This is a genomic window from Xenorhabdus mauleonii (genome assembly GCF_900113945.1).
In the GTDB taxonomy this organism is placed as follows: domain Bacteria; phylum Pseudomonadota; class Gammaproteobacteria; order Enterobacterales; family Enterobacteriaceae; genus Xenorhabdus; species Xenorhabdus mauleonii.
This window is the reverse complement of sequence record NZ_FORG01000001.1, coordinates 252,180-275,099: the sequence shown is the minus strand read 5'-3', so window position 1 is coordinate 275,099 and position 22,920 is coordinate 252,180. Positions and strand designations below refer to the sequence as shown.

The window sequence follows — 22,920 nt, the reverse complement described above, 5'->3', positions numbered from 1 at the left end:
GGCTAATTAAATGTTATTTAATTTCCTGTTTTTCCCCTTTTGAGTGTGATTAAGGAGAAAAATTGCCTTTTTGTTAAGTCATCTTTATTTCATTTTAAAATTGTATGCCGTTCCACTTTTGTGCAACCGAGGGCGGTTAATGTAGATTCTGTGGCATTCCACTGTGATATGTGGCTGCTTTCATTTTCCACCAGCACTGCACGTTTGATGGTATGGCAATTACCACCAGATATATTCATCAATATCAACGCTGCCTGCAATGGCGGCAGACTTGGGTTAAAAGCGACATTTTCCGCGTAACGCCCGGCATAAATCTTCCCTTGGGCATCTTGTAACGCAATGCCGGAATGGGATTGGCTGTAAGGAGCATGGCTGCGGTTAGCGGCATCCAATGCAGTTTGTACAAGTTCGTCATCAGTTGCCAATTGGTAGCCGTGGTTAATGGTGTCCAATAACAGCGGCGTATCGGTTAAATCGCGTGGGCCAAAGGATTCCGGCAGATAATCGGCCAACGTCAATTTTGGCCGGTTGGGAAGATAAACTTCCAATTGTGTCCCGCTATTCAATTCATTCATAAATTGGCGGCAGTGACCACAAGGCGAATAATTTATGGTAATGGACGCGAGTTTCTTTTCACCGCGCAACCAGGCATGAGTGATGGCTGATTGTTCTGCGTGGACGGTTTGCTGCAATGGCACACCGATGAATTCCATATTGGCGCCAAAATAGAGATTGCCACTTTCTCCCCGGGCGATAGCACCGACGTAAAAACGGGAAATAGGCGCAATGGAGCAGGCTGCTGCAAGTGGCAGTAAGGAAAGTGCCAGCGCATGATCATTAAGTCCGCTGCTCTGCTTGATAGATTCAACCTGCTTTGCTGTCAGCATGGCAGGAAAATCGTCATGGCTGATATAAGGTAACAGGGCTTCTTGCAGTTTAGGCGTAATTTCTGACCAAATAGCATTAAAACGAGCTTGCATAGAATGATCTCCAAATTAATTGAAGGTCATTCTATGGGTTCTGTTCGAGTTTGTAATGTGATAACAACCAAATAATTAATGAAATTTGTGTAATAAAAATATTATTCTAGTAACTTATGTCAAATTTTTACTATTTTTATCACTTAATTCACATATTTATTACATATATGTAACTATTTTTTCAGTGATTATTTGAAAAGATAATTAACAAAAAGCAATTAATTAAATAGCCGTTAACTGAACAGATACAGTAATACTGGAAATAGAAAAGGGGCAATCAGCGAAGTAATAATGCCACAAGTCATTAAAGCCAATGAACTGTATGCCCCTTCGATATGATCTATTTCAGCGCAGCGAGCAGTACCGACAGCGTGGGCTGCTGTCCCCATCGCCAATCCACGGGACGCCTTTGTTTTCACATTTAATAGATTGAACAGGTTATGACCGAATATTGCCCCTAAAATGCCCACCATAATGACACAGGCTGCGCTGATGGCAGGAATGCCGCCAATGGAGCTGGCTACTGCCATAGCGATAGGGGTTGTGACCGATTTAGGCAGAACGGAGGCCGCAATTTCAGGTGTCGCGCCCGCCCATAATGCAATTGCAGTACCTGTCACCATTGCGACAATGCAGCCGATGAAGCAGATGGTAATGATGGATTTCCATTGGGCACGGATCTGGTGGAGCTGTTCATACAGCGGAAAAGCCAGGGCGACAACTGCGGGTTGCAGCAACTGGTTCAATATTTGGCTACCGGCAAAATAGTGCTCATAAGGAGTGTGTGTTATGAGCAGCAAAGGAATAATGACAATTATTGATATCAACAACGGGTTGAAAATAGGCAACTTGAGCCGCACTGACAGTTTTTTGGCAAAATAAAATACGATCAGTGTCAGGGGAAGCGACCACCAAATATGGCTTAACATTTTTCTTTCTCTTCCGACTTTTGCAATGATGTTGAGGTTTCGGTACCGGTTCGTTCTGAGCTAACGACGAAGCGTTCGCGATGGATATAGTGAGAGCTGTAAGCAACGACAATCATGACAATGACGGTACTGACGAGGCAGGAGAGCACTATCGGGAGTATTTGCTGGCTCAGTTGAGGATAGTAATCCATGATCCCGACCCCGATGGGCAAGAAGAGCAACGTCATGTTCTTCATCAGCAAATTACAGCTGGGTTTCACCCAATGCGCAGGGATAATTTGGAATGCCAGTAAACAAAACAGGATAAGTAAACCAATAATACTGCCGGGAAGGGAAAATGGGAGTAGAGCTGAAATGAAATTCCCCGCAATCAGGCACAAATAGAGCAGTGCGAATGCACGCAGGTATTGCCATCCTATCATCAGCACGCTTTGGATAGACATGATAGATTGTTCCTCAATATGACTAATCTTTTATCTTACGATTTACTCTGTAAATGTTCTATCTGCTACATTAAAAAACGGACCTCAAAATGGGTCCGTTTTGTTATTACTTGATAAGAATCAATATAATTTTAATATGTGCGCTAATTATTTAACTTGCATACCCGGTTGAGCACCGCTGTCCGGACTCAGCAAGAAGATTTCTTTCCCGCCGGGGCCTGCCGCCATGACCATACCTTCTGAAACACCAAAACGCATCTTGCGTGGAGCAAGGTTGGCAACCATCACTGTCAGACGGTTTTCCAAGACTTTTGGATCTGGGTAGGCTGAACGGATACCGGAGAATACCTGACGAGTTTCGCCGCCGAGATCAAGGCTGAGTTTCAGCAACTTATCGGATCCATCGACAAAATCTGCCTGTTTGATCAAGGCGATCCGCAGGTCAACCTTGGCAAAATCATCAAACGAGATCGTGTCCTGAATCGGATCATCCGCCAGCGGGCCTGTTACAGTTTTGGGTTGCCCAATGCTTTCTTTTGAATCTGCGACCATCGCTTCAATTTTAGCCATTTCAATACGGTTAAACAGCGCCTTGAATGGTGAAACATCATGGCCAAGCAGAGGCTGTTGGATGCTATCCCAAGTCAGTTCAGTATTCAGGAATGCTTCCACACGTGTCGTTAAGCCCGGCAGAACAGGTTTCAGGTAAATCATCAGTACCCGGAACAGGTTAATGCCCATTGAACAGATAGCTTGCAGGTCAGCGTCACGGCCTTCTTGCTTCGCTACAACCCAAGGTGCTTGTTCGTCAACATAACGGTTGGCAAGATCGGCCAGCATCATGATTTCACGGATAGCCTTGCCAAATTCGCGGTTAGTGAAATCTTCCCCGATGCTCTGTGCGGCATCAACGAATTTCTGGTACAGCGCAGGATCAGCGAGCTTTTCAGACAGCTTACCGCCGAAACGTTTATTGATGAAACCAGCATTGCGTGAAGCAAGGTTCACGACTTTATTAACGATATCGCTGTTTACACGCTGGGCGAAATCTTCCAGATTCAAGTCAATATCATCAATGCGGGAAGACAGTTTCGCTGCGTAGTAATAACGCAGGCAGTCCGCATCAAGATGCTTCAGGTAAGTTTCGGCCTTGATGAACGTTCCACGGGACTTGGACATCTTGGTGCCGTTTACGGTGATATAGCCGTGAACGAACAGATTTGTTGGTTTGCGATAATTGCTGCCTTCCAACATGGCCGGCCAGAATAGGCTGTGGAAATAAACGATATCCTTGCCGATAAAATGATAGAGATCCGTTTTAGAATCTTTTCCCCAGAACTCGTCAAAATTCAAATCGCTGCGTTTATCACACAGATTTTTGAATGAGCCCATATAGCCAATTGGCGCATCCAGCCAAACGTAGAAATATTTGCCCGGTTGATCAGGGATCTCAAAACCGAAATAGGGAGCATCACGGGTGATATCCCATTGTTGCAAGCCAGCATCGAACCATTCTTGCATTTTGTTCGCCACTTGCTCTTGCAACGTACCGGAACGCGTCCATTTTTGCAGCATATCGCTGAATGCAGGCAGGTCGAAGAAGAAATGCTCGGTATCGCGCATTTCTGGCGTCGCTCCAGAGACAACAGAACGAGGATTGATCAACTCTGTTGGCGAGTAAGTAGTTCCGCAGACTTCACAGTTATCGCCATATTGATCTTCCGCCTTACATTTCGGGCAGGAGCCTTTAACGAAACGGTCTGGCAGGAACATGCATTTTTCTGGATCGAACAGTTGAGAAATTGTCCGGTTCTTGATGTAACCGTTTTTTTTCAGCTCCAGATAAATATGGGATGCAAACGCTTGGTTTTCTTCGCTGTGTGTGGAGTGATAGTTATCATAGCTGATAGCAAAACCAGCAAAATCCTGCTGATGCTCTTGGCTCACCTTGGCAATCATCTCTTCTGGTGAGATCCCACTTTGCTGAGCTTTCAGCATGATTGGTGTACCGTGGGCATCATCTGCACAGACAAAGTGAACCTCTTTGCCGCGCATTCGATGATAACGAACCCAAATATCAGCCTGAATGTGTTCCAGAATATGACCGAGATGGATGGGACCGTTAGCATAAGGCAACGCACAGGTCACCAGTAATTTGTTCGCGACTTGAGACATAGTTAGGATCTTACTTCCGTAAAATGAAAAGGGTTTTTGATGTTACCTGATCAGGAGCGTTGCCGCTAGGGTAACGAGAGATCTTCGCCACTTTTACTTGTGACCTTATCCGAAGTGATTTGCTTCTGCTATGATGGCTAAACAGTTTTATACCATCGTCTTTCAAGTTGCAGCTTTGTTGGCTACGCTCACTTACCCCGGCCGCTGTTTTTATAAACATACGGATATCGGTGCTCCCGGGAATAAATGAAAGGCAAGTGCCTTTCACCGGAGGTCAGCCTTGGTTGGGTTCCAGATGACGCTGTATTCCCTTGTGGTCACGCTGCATCTTGAAATTTATGGGGTATAGGTTGAAAAAGATAAATCAAAAGGAGCCGGGATGAATTCACAATCCCCCGAGCAGACCAATCCTGACCTGCTGAAAGAACATGTTGCAAAAATACTGGCAACGTTCAAACATCCGACATTAGAGCGCGATTTGATTGCCCTGAAAGCCTTGCATCATTGTACGGTGCTGGATGGGGTACTGCATATTGAACTGGTCATGCCGTTTGTCTGGAAACGTGCCTTCGAAATCTTGAAGAAAGAAACAACCCTGTCTTTACAAGCCGCAACGGGCGCAAAATCCGTTGAATGGCGATTAACCCATGATATCAGTACGTTGCGCCGGGCCAATGATTTATCCGGTGTAAATGGCGTGCGTAATATCGTGGCTGTCAGCTCTGGAAAAGGTGGTGTCGGTAAATCCAGTACAGCAGTGAATCTGGCGCTGGCGCTGGCTCAGGAAGGCGCTAAAGTGGGGATTTTGGATGCGGATATTTATGGCCCGTCTGTTCCCAATATGCTTGGCACAGCCAAAGAGCGCCCGACTTCCCCTGATGGTCAGCACATGGCACCGATTATGGTGCATGGCATGGCAACCAACTCCATTGGTTACCTTGTTACCGATGATAATGCAATGGTCTGGCGCGGCCCGATGGCAAGCAAAGCCCTGATGCAGATGCTGCAAGACACATTGTGGCCGGATCTGGACTATTTAGTGATAGATATGCCGCCGGGAACGGGAGACATCCAGTTAACGCTATCCCAGAATATTCCGGTGACAGGAGCATTGGTTGTCACGACACCGCAGGATATTGCCCTGATTGATGCCATGAAAGGCATTGTCATGTTCCAGAAGGTCAATGTTCCGGTGCTGGGTATTGTTGAAAATATGAGTACTCATATTTGCAGTAATTGTGGTCACCATGAACCGATTTTCGGAACAGGCGGCGCCGAGAAATTGGCAGAGAAATATAATTGCCAATTGCTGGGGCAGATCCCGTTGCATATTTCACTGCGTGAAGATCTTGATCGCGGCGAGCCTACGGTAAGCAGCCAGCCTGACAGCGAATTTGCGGATATATACCGTGAAATTGCGGCCAATATTTCAGCTCAGATGTATTGGCAAGGTGAAAAAATTCCGACGGAAATTTCCTTCCGGGCAGTTTAAATCAACAGATTGTTTGGTAATCATATAAGAAGGCGCCGTTTCAGTTAATGATATATCTGGAACGGCGCTTTTTTTCATACTATACCCTATTAACTCCAAGTCTTAGGAAGCAACGTATTATCATCCCGCGTCGCGGGATGATAATACGTTGCTTCCTGAAGTACGACGCGTATAGAACTTTTTCAGTTGAAAATAGATTGGCGTGATTAATATGCTTGGCATAACGATCACGCCTTTTTTTTGCCCAAAATAATCCCCTGTGACTCATCCCGCATAGAACAGCAAAATAATGAGCTGTGTCCAATAGCTAAATTCCCAGACTTTTTAATAGCAATATAGCCACGTATTACGAGTAATACTTTATAAGCAACCATCTTTTTACTTTAAATCAATAGAGCGATATTCATATATATCTTTTAAAGAACATATTAAATAATCAGTTTCTAATATTGACTTTTAATTGGCGAAATTAAATTTAATTAATGGGTGCGAAATTAATACTATTTCGCTATAACAAAAAATATTCGTAATTAATTTAAATTTGAAATTATCTTATTAGGGTATTAAGCATAATTAACGTTTACATAAGTTATATGATTTGATTATTATAAAAACTCTATGCAATTAGATTGATTGATGGTTTTTATGTATATAAATACATATACATTAATCAATTTAGCAAAATAATAAATAATGTTTTTTATGGTAAAAATTGTTTCCTGTTGGAATGCAGTTTAAATCTCATGTTAATTGATAATCAGAATATTTAATTTCTCTTTGTAATTATTTCATTGAATTATTTATACCCAATGGACAAAGTAACGCAGGGATTTAGCACTCATGCCAATAATTGCATTCAATTCAATTAACCCATTGTTATTTAGCGATGTAACCCCTCGCCGGTCAATAAAAAAGTGCGAAAAAGTAACGGCGTTTATTAAAAAAATAGAAATAAAAATAGCATGCCTTTTTTGGGTTCACTGTGTGAATCATTTATTCCGTTATCAGAAAAATATTTGTTTAAGAATTGTTAATAACGCGGTTATTAACCGAGCTATTACTTCATCACCTAAGAAAATGCGCTGACTAAGGATCTTAATTGATGCTTGGTGATTCCCTTATTTCTTCGCAGAAAGAAACAGGGGCAAAACATTTGTGATGACTGCTGAGAATGACTTTTTTTTCAAATAACTAAAAGATTCGTTGAGGTAGTAATTAAATGAAAGATAGCATGGCTAAAAAGGAAATTATCTTTGACGCTGAATCAGTAAAAATACAGCCAGAAAAGATCGGTGACGACATATCAGTTCAGAAATTTAATTTATTGCCAGAAGCTGAACGTATATTGTTGTTGGAAACCTGGAATGCTACTGAAACTGTTTACCCTGACCAGTTAAGTATCCATCAGTTGTTTGAACGGCAAGTAGAGAAAACGCCAACAGCAACGGCATTAATAGCGGGAAATAAAACCCTGAGTTATGCGCAATTGAATGCCCGCGCAAACCAATTGGCTCATAAGCTCATTAAACAAGGCATTGTTCCAACTGACCATGTGGTAATTCTGCTGGAGCGATCAATTGAATTAGTTGTGGCGCAATTGGCTATTCTCAAGGCAGGGGCGGTTTATATTCCTATCGATCCCAATGTACCGGACGAGAGAAAACATTGGTTGATAAATGATTGCTTGGCTAAATTGTTGCTCACCGATACACAGACGGATATTCCCGTTGATCTGGATATTTCGCTAATTCGCCTTTCTGAAGGCACAGATATCAGCAAGGGCGCAGAAGACCTTAATCCTGACTTAATGTGTTCCAGCGCTGTACCAGCATATATCATGTACACCTCCGGCTCAACCGGCACGCCAAAAGGGGTGATCGTACCTCACCGCGCTGTAGTCCGGCTCGTTATCAATAATGGCTATATTGAAATTGAAGCCGATGACCGAGTTGCTTTCGCCGCCAATCCTGCGTTCGATGCCAGTACCTTTGAAGTGTGGACACCTTTGCTCAATGGCGGGGTGCTGGTGGTTATCGACCACACCACATTATTGACGCCACCGGAATTAGTACAGGCATTAAGTCACCATCAAATTACGGTGTTATGGTTAAGTAGCGGACTATTCAATCGATTGGCAGCAGATTTAGCTCCCATTATGCCGCAGGTGAAAAAACTGATTATCGGCGGCGATATCCTTGATCCTCATGTCATTACCCAAGTTTTAGGCAATAATCCACCTCAGCAATTATTGAATGCTTACGGGCCGACTGAAGGCACGACTTTTACTACCACATACCGAATTGAAACTCTGGCCGCAGGAACGACCAACATTCCCATTGGCCGCCCCATTGCCAACACGCGGGTTTATTTATTGGATGAACAAGGCCAGCCGGTGCCATTGGGGAGGGCTGGTGAGATTTATGTTGGTGGCGACGGAGTAGCTTGTGGTTATCTGAATCGCCCTGAATTGACCGCGGAGCGTTTTCTGGCAGATCCATTCCGTGATGCCCCGAATGCGAGGATGTATCGGACAGGCGATCTCGCCCGCTACTTGCCTGATGGTAATTTGGAATTTCTGGGGCGTAACGATCAGCAGGTTAAAATCCGTGGGTTCCGCATTGAACCGGGGGAAATTGAAGCCCGGCTAGTCGAGTATCCGGCAATACGTGAAGCCGTGGTAATGGTGTCAGATGGGGGGCAAGAGAAGCAGCTAGTGGCGTACGTACTGGCCGAGGCGGATAACGAATTGCCTGCCCGTTTGCGTGAACATTTAAGTGCACGGTTACCGGATTACATGGTGCCGGTGGCTTTTGTCCAGTTGGATGAATTCCCGCTTACATCCAATGGCAAACTGGATCGCCGAGCCTTGCCAGCACCCAATGAAGAGGCCTTTGCCCGCCAAGTTTACGCTGAACCGCAAGGGGAGCGGGAAATCGTATTGGCTGCCATTTGGCGTGAGTTATTGGGCATCGAACAGATCAGCCGGTATGACAGCTTCTTTGCTCTGGGTGGCCATTCATTGCTTGGCGTACGCATGATTGAGCAACTACGCAATTTAGGTCTGACACTGGCTGCCCGCGACTTGTTCCAATCCCCGGTATTGGCAGAATTGGCCCAACACTTGGGGCAACACCAGATTGTGGCAGTGCCGCCGAATGTCATTACTACAGAAACCAGCGCACTGACGCCAGCGATGTTACCCTTGATTGACTTGACTCAATCTGACATCGACCACATCGTCGGGCAGGTGCCGGATGGGGTGGCGAATATTCAGGATATCTACGCATTGTCACCGTTGCAGGACGGTATCTTGTTTCACCATTTGCTGGCAAAAGGCGGCGATCCTTATTTGTTGGCCTATCCCATGATTTTTGCTGACCGTGCCTTACTGGATCGCTATTTATCTGCGGTACAACAAGTAGTTAATCGCCATGATATTTTGCGTACTGCTTTTATTTGGCAAGGGTTATCTGTTCCGGCACAAGTAGTTTGGCGCAATGCTCCGTTATCAATCACTGAACTAACACTGGATCCGGCTGACGGACTTGTCAGTGACCAATTAGCGAAACGTTTCGATCCTCGCCAGTACCGACTTGAGCTGAATCAAGCACCGCTGTTGCGTTTTGTGATAGCACAAGAAACGGATGGCCGTTGGTATGTACTGCAACTGCAACATCACCTGATTGGCGACCATACCACACTGGAAGTCATGAACCGTGAAGTTCGGGCCTATCTTGACGGTCAGGGTGACGATTTACCACCACCAGTTCCTTTCCGTCATTTGGTGGCTCAGGCTCATCAGGGAATGAATCAAGAAACAGATACCCGTTTCTTTACCGAGATGCTGGCAGATGTGGATGAACCCACGTTACCGTTTGGATTGACTGAGGTACACCGAGATGGCTCGCAGGTTATACAGGTGCACCGAGTGCTGCCCTCTGTACTGAATGACCGCCTGCGTGCACAGGCTAGGCATCTGGGCGTCAGTCTGGCAACCCTGTGCCATTTGGCATGGGCACAAGTACTGTCACGTACCAGCGGGCAGGAAAAAGTGGTATTCGGCACCGTGCTGTTTGGGCGCATGGCGGCAGGGGAAGGGGCTGACAGCGGTATGGGGCTATTTATCAATACCCTGCCATTGCGGCTGGATATCGATGGTGCTTCGGTACACGATAGCGTCAGGATGGCACATGCCAGATTAGCTGAATTGCTGGATTATGAACATGCTTCACTGGCATTGGCCCAGCGTTGCAGTGGCGTACAGGGCGGGACTCCACTTTTTAGTGCTCTGTTGAATTACCGGCATAATGAGCAACCGATGACACCGCACGAAATGATGCCGGGCATTGAGTTTCTTGGTGAACAGGAGAGTACTAACTATCCGTTTGTGCTCTCAGTAGAAGATGGTATCGATACACTGGGTTTGACAGCTCAAGTCGTGCAACCGTTTGATTCAGAAAGGATATGCGGTTATATGCAGCAGGCGCTGGAAAGTTTGGCTGATGCGCTTGAATTTTCACCGGAAACGCCAGTGCGAACGCTTAATATTTTGCCTGCATCGGAAAGCACGCTATTGCTGGAAACGTGGGGCACGGTTGCAGCTCCTTACTCGGAACAATTGTGCATCCATCAATTAATTGAACAGCAGGCAGAGAAAACGCCGGATGCCGCGGCGCTGGTGCATGAAAATCAAACGCTCAGTTATGGACAACTGAATACCCGCGCTAACCGTCTTGCCCATCAATTGATTGCCTTGGGAGTCGAGCCGGATCAGCGGGTGGCGATTTGCATGGCAAGTTCTCCCGCGCGTGTGGCAGCCGTGTTGGCCGTACTGAAAGCGGGTGGGGCCTATGTGCCGCTGGATCCGGCTTACTCCGGTGAACGTCTGTCACACATCCTGACTGATGCAGCCCCGGATATATTGCTGGCGGATAGTGACGGGCGAGCTGCATTGGATGGTAAGGCGTTTGCAGAATTGACGTTACTGGATCCCACTGTCTTACCTGACCAGCCGGACAGCAATCCGCAAGTATGCGCCTTGACTTCCCGCCATCTCGCTTACGTGATTTACACTTCTGGATCGACCGGAACACCTAAAGGGGTGATGATTGAACACCGTGGGCTGGTCAATCTGATTCAGGATAAAATTACCCAATTCGGCATTCATCCTGCCAGCCGGATGCTGCAATTTGCTTCATTTGGCTTTGATGCCAGTGTCTGGGAAATCATGATGGCATTAGGCAGCGGAGCCTGTCTGGTTATTCCGGCTGAGACTGTTCGCCAAGATTCATGTCGCCTTTGGCATTATCTGGAAGAGCAATCAGTGACACATACTTTCTTGCCCCCCGCTTTGTTGCGAGACGGCACTGATTTACCGGCGCTGACGATAAAACCGACATTGATATTGGGAGGCGAAGCTCCCAGCCTTACGCTACTGCGGGCGTTGAGCCGTCAGACAACCTTATTCAATGCCTATGGCCCGACCGAAATTACGGTTTGTGCGACCAGTTGGCGTTGTCCGCCAAACTACACCGATATGCAGATCCCTATCGGCCGACCGACGGCGAATACACGTCTTTACCTGTTGGATAACGACGGCCAGCCAGTTCCACTGGGTGTGGTGGGAGAATTGTATATTGGCGGCGCGGGGGTTGCCCGTGGTTATCTCAATCGCCCTGATTTGACTGACGAACGCTTTTTGGCTGATCCATTTAGCGATGAGCCTGATGCCAGAATGTACCGGAGCGGAGATTTAGTGCGCTATTTGCCGGACGGCAATCTGGTGTTTGTTGGTCGCAATGACCAGCAAATTAAAATCCGGGGTTTCCGCATTGAACCGGGGGAAATTGAAACTCGGTTGGCAGAACATCCGATGGTGCATGAAGCACGAATCGTCGCCACGACCTTGGGAGATGGGCAGGACAAGCGTTTGGTTGCCTATATCATCGCCGAATCTGTCACCGAATCAGAGAGCGGATTAGCGTCCATTCTGCACACCCATTTGAGCGCAATGTTACCTGATTATATGGTGCCAGCGGCTTTTGTACGTCTGGCGGCTTTCCCACTGACTCCAAACGGTAAATTGGATCATCAGGCATTGCCAGCACCGGGAGAAGATGCTTTCGCCCGCCAGATTTATGTCGCGCCACAAGGTGAAATGGAAATCGCAATAGCGGCTATCTGGCGTGAATTGCTGGGCGTTGAGCAAATTGGCCGACATGATAATTTCTTCTCCTTGGGCGGACATTCTTTGCTAGCCGTGCGGATGATCAACAGGATAACTGAGTTCGGTGTCGAGCTGCCGCTGGCTACGTTATTCATGTCCCCGTCACTGGTGGCGTTTGCCGAAAAAATCTGTGCGCAGCGTGATGCAAACAGCGCGAATTTGCCTGACATCCAGCCAATATCCCGCGATGGTACTTTGCCGCTATCGTTTGGTCAGCAGCGTTTGTGGTTTTTGGCGCAATTTGAGGGAATCAGCGATACCTATCATATTCCGGCAGCCTTGCGTTTACGTGGCCACCTTGATCTGTCTGCTTGGCAACAGGCCCTGAATTGCCTGTTTGCCCGCCATGAAGCATTGCGTTCGGTTTTTATCACTGTAGATGGTCAGCCTCAGGTTGAGCTGCTGCCGGCGGAATTGGGTTTGCCGATGCAGCACTATGATTTGCGCACCGCAGCTAACATGGATGAACAGCTTAAAATTTTGTGTGAACAGGAAGCTGAAACACCGTTTGATCTTGCCCGTGGCCCTTTAATTCGCTGCGCACTGATCCAATTGGCTGAAGAAGAGCATCTGTTCTTGCTGACGCAGCACCATATCATCTCCGATGGCTGGTCTTTAGGGATACTGAAATCAGAACTGGCGGCACTCTATGCGGCTTGCTTAAATCAACAACCCGATCCACTGCCGCCATTGGCTATTCAGTATCCTGATTATGCAGCTTGGCAGCGGAAAGCATTTTCTGGTGAGGAAGTACAGGCACAAAGCGATTACTGGCGCCGTACACTGGCGGATGCTCCGGTGTTACTTGAGCTACCGCTGGATAGACCTCGCCCCTCCCAACAATCCTTTGCCGGTGGCCGGGCTGCCGTACACTTTGATGCCACGTTGGTACAGGATTTAAAACAGTTGGGGCAACAACATGGCACCACCCTGTTTATGACTCTGCTGACCGCTTGGGCTGCGCTGTTATCACGCCTGTCTGGTCAGGATGATGTAGTGATTGGCATACCGAGTGCCAACCGTAATCAGCGGGAAATTGAGCCATTGCTCGGTTTTTTTGTCAACACACTGGCACTGCGGATTGATTTATCCGGTATGCCGGATGCCATCACATTGTTACAGCGTGTACGGCAGACGACACTGGGAGCACAGGAACATCAGGATTTGCCTTTTGAACAAGTGGTAGAAATTGTTCAACCACCGCGCAGACCTGAACATACTCCGCTGTTTCAGGTGATGTTTGCTTGGCAAGAGAGTGAAACGGAAGAGTGGCAACTACCAGAATTAACGGTAACGCCATTTGAGCTGGAATACGATATCGCGAAATTCGACCTGCAATTGGCATTAACAGAGAAAGCAGGGGAGATCGTTGGGGAGCTGAATTATTCTTCTGCCTTGTTCGCCCATGAAACGATCGAAAGGCAGGTAGGTTATTTGCAGGCTCTCTTGCGGGCAATGGTGAGCAAGCCCCAACAACCGGTTATGGCTATTGATATATTGTCATCCACGGAACGGGAGTTATTGCTGGAAACCTGGAATGCGACCGAAGAACCGTATCCAACACAAATAGGTATTCATCAGCTATTTGAACAACAGGCAGAAAAGGCACCGGATGCCATAGCGGTGAGGTATGAAAATGAAACACTCAGCTATGCAGAACTGAATACCCGCGCCAACCGATTGGCTCACCAGCTTATCGCTTTGGGTGTCGTGCCGGATCAGCGGGTAGCGATTTGCGTGACACGCTCACTTGCCAGAATCATTGGAGTACTGGCCGTGTTGAAAGCGGGTGGTGCTTATGTGCCGTTAGATCCGACCTATCCCGGTGATCGTCTGGCTTATATGCTCACTGATGCCGCGCCGATTATTTTATTGGCGGATGATGACGGGCGGGTGACGTTCAGTGAAGATATTCTGGCGACGGTAATGGTGCTCGATCCGAATACATTGCCGACACAGCCAGACACTAATCCACAAATCTCCGGGTTAACCCCACAGAATCTGGCTTATGTTATTTACACTTCCGGTTCAACCGGTAGGCCAAAAGGTGTGATGATTGAGCATCGTGGCGTAGTTAATTTGGCGCTGGAAGAAATTAGCCAGTTTAATATTGGTGCCTCTAGCCGGGTATTGCAGTTTGCCTCATTCAGTTTCGATGCCAGTGTCTGGGAAATCATGATAGCACTGAGTTGCGGGGCGATGCTGGTGATCCCGACAGAAGCAGTGCGGCAAGATCAGCAGCGTCTCTGGCATTATCTGGAAGAGCACGGAATAACGCACGCATCTTTAACTCCGGCCATGTTTCATGACGGTGCCGATTTACCGCCGATAGCAATAAAACCGACATTAGTATTTGCAGGGGAAGCGCCGGGTACTGCGTTATTTCAAACTCTGTGCAGCCGAACGAATTTGTTCAATGCTTATGGGCCGACAGAAACCACCGTGTGTGCGACCACTTGGGATTGCCCATCAAATTATGCCGGAGGATCAATTCCTATCGGTGTCCCGGCGGCCAATAAACGCCTCTACCTGTTGAATGAGCAGGGCCAGCCAGTTCCCCGCGGAGTCGTGGGAGAGCTTTATATTGGTGGTGTCGGTGTTGCGCGGGGTTATTTGAACCGGCCTGAACTGACGGCGGAACGTTTTCTGGCTGATCCGTTCAGTGACAAACCTAATGCACGCATGTATCGCACCGGCGATCTCGCCCGCTACTTGCCGGACGGCAATCTGGTCTTTATGGGACGCAATGACCAACAGGTGAAAATCCGTGGTTTCCGCATTGAACCGGGAGAAATTGAAACCCGACTGCTTGAACACCCTGAGGTAAGTGAAGCGCTGGTTCTGGCGCTGGGTGATGGGCAGGATAAACGTCTGGTTGCTTACGTTGTCGCGCGAGCGAATGATGGACTGGCAACCAGACTCCGTGAACACCTGAGTGATATTTTGCCTGATTATATGGTGCCGGCGGCTTTTGTCTGCTTGGAAGCCTTTCCGTTGACCCTGAATGGCAAGTTGGATCGCCAGTCGCTGCCAGCGCCTGATCAGCACGCTTTTGCCCGCCAAACCTATCAAGCGCCACAAGGGGAAATTGAAATCACATTAGCGGCTATCTGGCGTGAATTACTGAATGTGGAGCAAATTGGCCGACATGACAGCTTTTTCGCTTTAGGCGGGCATTCATTGCTGGCTGTTAAGATGATTGAGCGTTTACGCCGTCTTGGTTTAGGCCTGTCAGTACAAACGTTATTCCAGCAGCCAACATTAAGCGTATTGGCCCAATCCTTGGCGCAGCACCGTGAAATGAGTGTGCCGGATAACTGCATTACACCGGCGGCGACAACGATAACACCAGCGATGCTGCCGTTGATTGATCTTATTCAAGCTGACATTGATTGCATTGTTGAACAAGTACCGGGCGGGATAGCCAATATTCAGGATATCTACGCGCTGTCGCCGTTGCAGGATGGCATTTTATTCCACCACTTGTTGGCAAATGAGGGCGATCCCTACCTGCTTGTCACACAACAGGCTTTTGCCGAACGGCATTTACTCGACCGTTATCTGGCGGCGGTTCAACAGGTAATTGACCGTCATGATATTTTGCGTACTGCTTTTATGTGGCAAGGATTATCGGCACCGGTGCAGGTCGTTTGCCGCCAAGCCCCTTTGTCAGTGACGGAATTGAAGCTCGATTCGGCTGATGGGCTTATCAGTGATCAATTGGCCCGACGTTTTGACCCGCGTCGACATCGTATTGATCTGAGTCAGGCCCCATTATTACGTTTTGTTGTGGCCCAAGAGGGTGATGGACGTTGGATCGTGTTGCAGTTGTTACACCATCTTATTGGCGACCATACCACGTTGGAAGTGATGAACAGCGAAGTGCAGGCGGTTCTTACCGATCGAATGGACAGCTTACCTGTACCCGTGCCGTTCCGGCATTTGGTCGCACAGGCTCGGCAGGGTGTCAGTCAGGCAGAGCATACCCGTTTCTTTACCGATATGTTGGCGGAGGTTAATGAGCCAACGCTGCCATTTGGATTGTCGGAAGTACACCATGATGGTTCACAGGTGACGGAATCTCACCGGATGCTGGCTGCGGAATTGAACGAGCGCTTGCGTTATCAGGCACGGCGGTTGGGAGTCAGTGTGGCGGCGCTGTGCCATCTGGCTTGGGCGCAAGTGCTGTCGCGTACCAGCGGGCAGCAGAGAGTGGTTTTCGGCACGGTCTTGTTTGGTCGCATGGCCGTAGGTGAAGGGTCTGACAGTGGCATGGGACTATTTATCAATACGCTGCCGTTGAGATTGGACATCGATAATACCCCTGTGCAGGAGAGTGTACGTATAGCTCATGGCCGGCTGGCTGAGTTATTGGAACATGAACATGCCTCATTGGCACTGGCGCAGCGTTGTAGCGGCGTAGCCAGCGGAACGTCGCTTTTTAACGCGCTGCTGAACTACCGACACAATACGCAGCCGGTAACACCAAATGACATCGTGAGCGGTATCGAATTCCTTGGTGCACAGGAGCGAACTAACTATCCGTTTGTGCTGTCGGTAGAAGATGGCGGCTCTGATTTGGGGCTGACGGCTCAAGTCGTGCAGCCATTTGATCCAGAACGGATATGCAGCTATATGCAACAGGCATTGGAAAGTCTGGCAGAAGCACTTGAGCAGACAGCCGATATACCAGTACAGCAGTTGGAAATTCTGCCGAAAACTGAACGCACTTTGTTGTTAAAAACCTGGAATGCCACTGAAACCACGTACCCTGCCGCATTGTGCATTCATCAACTGTTTGAACAACAAGTAAAAAATACGCCAGATGCCACGGCAGTTATGTGTGGTGGTAAATTTCTCAGTTATGCCGAATTAAATACGAATGCTAACCGATTGGCACATCAACTTATCACGTTGGGTGTTACGCCAGATCAGCGGGTCGCGATTTGCATGGCAAGCTCATCTGCGCGAATAGCGGGGGTTCTGGCTGTATTAAAAGCGGGAAGTGCTTATGTGCCGCTGGATCCTACCTATCCGGGTGAGCGTTTGGCTTATATGCTCAATGATGCGGCGCCGTCAGTTGTACTGGCGGATAATGCAGGTCGTACCGCATTGGGTGAACAAGCGCTTGCCAAATTAACGGTACTTGACCCCACAGTTGCGTCTGGAAATCCAGGCCACATTGATCAATCAGAGGATAATCCTTACATTCCCGCGCTAACTCCACGGCATCTGGCGTATATCATTTACACATCCGGTTCTACCGGTATGCCAAAAGGGGTAATGGTAGAACATCGCGGCTTGGTTAATTTAATTTGGGATAAAATTACCCAATTTGACATTCGTTCAAATAGCCGGATGTTGCAGTTTGCTTCATTTGGCTTTGATGCGGGCGTCTGGGAAATCATGATGGCATTATGCAGCGGTGCCACTCTGGTTATTCCTGATGATGCAGTTCGGCAGGAACCACACCGGCTTTGGCATTATCTGCAAGAACAATCCGTGACGCACGCCTGTCTAACGCCGGCTTTGCTGCGGGATGGGGCTGATTTACCCGCGATCACAATAAAACCGACATTGGTATTGGGTGGCGAAGCGCCCAGTGTGGCGTTACTTAAGGCATTGCGCGACAAAGCCACGGTATTCAATGCCTATGGCCCGACAGAAATTACGGTTTGTGCGACTCATTGGCGTTGCATGCCAAACTATACCGATGGATCAATCCCCATTGGACGCCCAACAGCAAACACCTGCCTCTATCTGCTGAATGCCCTTGGTCAAGCTGTGCCGCTGGGAGCTGTAGGTGAGCTTTATATTGGTGGAGTTGGTGTAGCGCGTGGCTATCTCAATCGCCCTGAATTGACTGAAGAGCGTTTCCTGACAGATCCATTCAGTGATGTCGTTGATGCCGTAATGTACCGAACAGGGGACTTAGCGCGTTATCTACCGGATGGTAATCTGGTATTTGTTGGCCGTAACGACCAGCAGATTAAAATCCGCGGATTCCGTATTGAGCCAGGGGAAATAGAAGTTCGTCTGATAGAACACCCTGAAGTGCGTGAAGCACTGGTGCTGGCATTAGGTGATGGGCAGGATAAACGGCTGGTGGCGTATGTGGCGGCGGAAACGGATGACGGACTGGTTAACCGTCTGCGTGAGCATTTGAGTGCGCTGTTGCCTGATTATATGGTGCCGGCAGCCTTTGTACGGTTGGATGCCTTCCCACTGACCACCAACGGCAAACTCGATCGTCGGGCGCTGCCTGCACCGGATGAGGATGCGTTTGCCCGCCAGCACTATGTTGTGCCACAAGGAAAAACTGAAACCGCGTTGGCCGCTATCTGGCGCGAATTACTGGGCATTGAACAGATCAGCCGGTATGACAGTTTCTTTGCCTTGGGCGGCCATTCGTTGCTGGCGGTACGCATGGTTGAACGTCTGCGTAATTTAGGCTTAACACTGGCAGTACGTGATCTGTTCCAATCTCCGGTGCTGTCTGAACTGGCGCAAAAATTGAAGCGGGAGCAGGCCGAAAAAGTGCCGGCCAACGTGATTACACCAGCCACCACAGAATTAACGCCGGAAATGCTGCCGCTGATTGATCTTACCCAATCTGAGATTAATCATATCGTCGGACAAATTCCGGGCGGAATAGCGAATATTCAGGATATTTATGCCTTATCACCGTTGCAGGATGGGATCTTGTTTCACCATCTATTGGCCGATGAGGGTGATCCCTATCTGTTAGCAGGTCAAATGTCCTTTGCTGATCGGCCGTTGTTGGATCGTTATCTGGCAGCCGTTCAGCAGGTGATTAACCGTCATGATATTCTGCGTACCGCCTTTATCTGGCAAGGGTTATCTGTGCCGGCTCAGGTTGTTTGCCGTCAGGTAACGTTGTCGGTGACGGAATTGGCATTCGATCCGGCTGACGGTTCTATCAGCAATCAATTGTCACAGCGGTTTAACCCACGCCAATATCGCCTCGATTTGAAACAGGCACCGTTGCTGCGTTTTGTCGTAGCGCAAGAAAGCGATGGTCGTTGGATTGTGTTGCAATTGATGCACCATTTAATTGGTGACCATACAGCATTGGACGTAATGAGCACCGAAGTTCAGGCCTACCTTGATGGGCAGGGTGAGCACTTGCCTGCACCGGCACCGTTCCGCAATCTGGTGGCGCAGGCCCGGTTTGGAATGAGTCAGGAGCAACATACCCGTTTCTTTACTGAGATGTTGGCTGAAGTCGATGAACCGACGTTGCCGTTTGGGTTGGCAGAAATTCGCCATGATGGTTCACAGGTAACTGAATCGCACCGGGTGTTATCCGCTGAATTAAATGACCGTCTACGTGACCAAGCCCGATTGTCGGGCGTCAGTCTGGCGGCGCTCTGTCATTTGGCTTGGGCACAGGTGCTATCACGTACCAGCGGACAGCAACGGGTCGTATTCGGCACGGTCTTGTTCGGACGCATGGCCGCAGGGGAAGGGGCTGAAAATGGCATGGGATTGTTTATCAATACATTGCCACTGCGCTTGGATATGGACGGCACCTCTGTGCGGGACAGCGTACAGGCCGCCCATCAGCGTCTGGCGGAATTACTGGAACATGAATACGCCTCGCTGGCATTGGCCCAACGTTGCAGCGGCGTACAAGGTGGAACGCCGTTGTTTAGTACCTTGCTGAATTATCGGCACAATGTGGGTTCGGCAACCTCCAATGAAATCATGAGCGGTGTTGAATTCCTTGGCGCGCAGGAACGGACGAACTATCCGTTTACGCTGTCAGTGGAAGATTTCGGTGATGCGTTGGGGCTGACTGCGCAAATTGCCCAACCGTTTGATGCAGAGCGGGTGTGTGGCTATATGCAACAGGCTCTGGAGAGTTTAGTGGCAGCACTTGAACATGCTCCGCAAACCCCGATTCAACAACTGGATATATTACCGGCAGAAGAAAGGCGCTTATTGTTGCAAATCGGGCAAGCTCCACAAACGGCATATCCGGATTCATTATGCATTCATCACCTGTTTGAACATCAGGCGGAGAACAATCCTGATGCGACAGCGCTGATTTATGAAACGCAAATTTTCAGCTATGCAGAATTGAATGCGCGTGCCAACCAATTGGCCCATCAGTTGATAGCATTGGGAGTGAGGCCAGACCAACGGGTAGCGATTTGTGTCACGCGTTCACCAGCAAGTGTGATCGCGCTTTTGGCGGTACTGAAAGCAGGCGGAGCTTATGTGCCTTTAGATCCCGCTTATCCGGTCGAACGGCTGGTTTATCTGCTTAACGATTCGGCTCCATCAGTCGTATTGGCGGATAACATGGGCCGTAGCGCGCTGGTCGAACAAGCGCTTGCCGGATTAACGGTTCTTGATCCCACCGCCTTGCCTGAGCAGCCGGACAATAATCCGTACATTTCTGCGCTAACATCACGGCATCTGGCGTATATCATTTACACATCCGGCTCCACTGGTATGCCAAAAGGAGTGATGGTAGAACATCGCGGCTTGGTGAATCTGATTTGGGATAAAATGAATCAATTTGGCATTCATTCGAATAGCCGGGTATTACAATTTGCGTCATTCGGCTTTGATGCCAGTATCTGGGAAATCATGATGGCATTGTGCAGCGGTGCGACGCTGGACATTCCTGCTGACAACATTCGTCAAAATCCGCTCAGTCTTTGGCATTATCTGGAAGAACATCAAGTGACACACGCCTGTCTGACGCCAGCTCTGCTGCGGGATGGGGCTGATTTACCGAGGCTGGCAATAAAACCTACCCTGATATTGGGTGGAGAAGCACCGAGTGTCGCGCTGTTTCAGGCCTTGCGGGATCGGGCAACACTGTTCAATGCTTATGGCCCGACAGAAATTACTGTCTGTGCAACCCATTGGCGTTGTCCGCCAGACTATATCGATATGCAGATCCCTATCGGCCGCCCGACGGCGAATACACGTCTTTATCTGCTGAATAATGACGGCCAGCCAGTACCATTTGGCGCTGTGGGGGAATTGTATATTGGTGGTGCCGGTGTTACGCGTGGCTATCTCAACCGCCCTGATTTAACGGCTGAACGTTTTCTGGCAGATGCGTTCAGTGATCATGCGGAAGATCGCATGTACCGAACCGGGGATTTAGCCCGTTACCTGCCAGACGGCAATCTGGCTTTCATGGGCCGCAATGACCAACAAGTGAAAATTCGCGGTTTCCGTATTGAACCCGGTGAAATTGCAGCACGGTTGACGGAATCTTCTGAAGTCCGTGAAGCGTTGGTTTTGGCATTGGGAGATGGGCAGGATAAACGGCTGGTAGCTTATATCATAGCTCAAATGAATAGTGCAGGTGAGCAAGCCAATAATACAGCGTTATCTGCGGATAACGGACTGTCAACCCGACTTCATCACCATTTAAGAACCTTGCTGCCTGATTATATGGTGCCGGCAGCTTTTGTGCAGTTAGATGCCTTTCCGCTAACCCCGAACGGCAAACTGGATCATCGGGCGCTGCCGATGCCTGATCAACACGCTTTTGCCCGTCAAATTTATGCAGCGCCACAAGGGGACGCTGAAATCACGATGGCGGCTATTTGGCGTAAATTGCTGGGTGTTGAACAAATCAGCCGGTATGACAACTTCTTTGCCTTGGGCGGGCATTCTCTGATTGCCATGCGGCTGATTAATCTGGCCGCAGAAAGCGGGTTGATTTGCTCACTGAATAATTTGTTCCAATTCCCGGTGCTGGCAGAACTTGTGGCAGAGATAACATTAGATCCGTTATCCCAATCGCAAAGCAGCGCCATCCCCGTAAGACCGGAGGGCAGCGAACCGCCATTATTCTTTGTTCCCAGCGGCATGGATGATTATTCCTATGTCTTCGGGCTGGCACAGCATATTCAGGCGGATTACCCGATTTATGCATTGCCTTGGCCGCTCATCAATGAGGCGTTGCCAACCATTGAAGCTTTGGCAGCCAGAATGATCACCCTGATGAAAGCGGTGCGACCAGACGGCCCATATCGGATATACGGCTACTCTTCTGGTGGCATACTGGCTTATGCCATTGCTGAGCAACTTTTGAATGCCGGCGAGACCGTTAACTTTTTAGGCTTGATCGATACACCCGCTCCTTATCGTTTCAAGACGCTGGCTATTCAACCCAAGCTTCAGTTTTTGGCTGAATTAGCAAGGCAGTCGATGAATGAACATCCTCAGGAGATTGCGATATTGCATCAGAAAATGGATGAATTGAATTTAGTACAATTTATTGCTGCCGCGCAGGAATTGAAATTATATCCATCGAATCTGCGTCCTGCTTTGATTGCAGGGCGTTGGGAGCAAATGGGTAGCTATATTCAAATGGTCAAAGAGTATGAGCCAAAAGCTCTTTCGATAACATTGCATCAGTTCTATGCCATGGAATCTTATCCGCAGCTCCCGTTTGTTGCAGATGTCGAGCTACAGTCCATAACCATGGAACCGTCATTGGGTTGGGAGCAAATAATCCCTGACTCTTCACTACAATTAACCGCCGTTCCGGGGGATCATTTTAGCCTGATGGAAGATAGTAAAAATAAAATGGTTCTGGCTGAAACCTTAAGCATGGCATTGGAAATAAATTGTGAAGCGGAGGTACTGTAATATCGGAGGTAGGCGGGATGAAAAATGA

General features: G+C 48.5%; 6 protein-coding genes. 2 read left to right on the top strand and 4 right to left on the bottom strand.

From position 1 onward, the window contains the following. Positions 1-89: 89 nt before the first annotated feature. The 4 genes from cdd to metG form a co-directional block, all read right to left on the bottom strand. The gene (cdd, locus tag BM100_RS01090; RefSeq protein ID WP_092507197.1) at positions 90-980 is read right to left on the bottom strand and encodes a cytidine deaminase; all 891 of its coding nucleotides are present in this window, start codon (positions 978-980) and stop codon (positions 90-92) included. Between the two features lie 233 nt (positions 981-1,213). Beyond that, positions 1,214-1,909, bottom strand: a complete 696-nt coding sequence (locus tag BM100_RS01085; protein ID WP_092507196.1) for a CidB/LrgB family autolysis modulator — start codon at positions 1,907-1,909, stop codon at positions 1,214-1,216. Further along, positions 1,903-2,352 (bottom strand): CidA/LrgA family protein, encoded by a 450-nt coding sequence (locus BM100_RS01080; protein ID WP_092507195.1) that lies wholly within the window; start codon positions 2,350-2,352, stop codon positions 1,903-1,905. Before BM100_RS01080 ends, BM100_RS01085 begins: the two co-directional genes overlap by 7 nt. A 147-nt stretch (positions 2,353-2,499) precedes the next feature. Further along, a complete protein-coding gene (metG, locus tag BM100_RS01075) occupies positions 2,500-4,527 on the bottom strand; it encodes a methionine--tRNA ligase (RefSeq protein WP_092507194.1) in 2,028 nt (675 codons plus the stop codon). A gap of 379 nt (positions 4,528-4,906) precedes the next feature. Between metG and apbC the strand changes: the two genes are divergently transcribed. Beyond that, positions 4,907-6,019, top strand: a complete 1,113-nt coding sequence (gene apbC / locus BM100_RS01070) for an iron-sulfur cluster carrier protein ApbC (protein WP_092507193.1) — start codon at positions 4,907-4,909, stop codon at positions 6,017-6,019. Positions 6,020-7,238: 1,219 nt separating this feature from the next. Next, entirely contained in the window at positions 7,239-22,892 is a 15,654-nt protein-coding gene (locus BM100_RS01065; RefSeq protein ID WP_092507192.1) for a non-ribosomal peptide synthetase, read from the top strand. Positions 22,893-22,920 lie beyond the last annotated feature (28 nt).

What these genes read in the sequence shown, in the direction of transcription:
- BM100_RS01080 (WP_092507195.1), bottom strand. Translation starts at nt 2,352, where the DNA reads ATGTCTATCCAAAGCGTGCTGATGATAGGATGGCAATACCTGCGTGCA.
- apbC (WP_092507193.1), top strand. Translation starts at nt 4,907, where the DNA reads ATGAATTCACAATCCCCCGAGCAGACCAATCCTGACCTGCTGAAAGAA.
- metG (WP_092507194.1), bottom strand. Translation starts at nt 4,527, where the DNA reads ATGTCTCAAGTCGCGAACAAATTACTGGTGACCTGTGCGTTGCCTTAT.
- BM100_RS01065 (WP_092507192.1), top strand. Translation starts at nt 7,239, where the DNA reads ATGAAAGATAGCATGGCTAAAAAGGAAATTATCTTTGACGCTGAATCA.
- BM100_RS01085 (WP_092507196.1), bottom strand. Translation starts at nt 1,909, where the DNA reads ATGTTAAGCCATATTTGGTGGTCGCTTCCCCTGACACTGATCGTATTT.
- cdd (WP_092507197.1), bottom strand. Translation starts at nt 980, where the DNA reads ATGCAAGCTCGTTTTAATGCTATTTGGTCAGAAATTACGCCTAAACTG.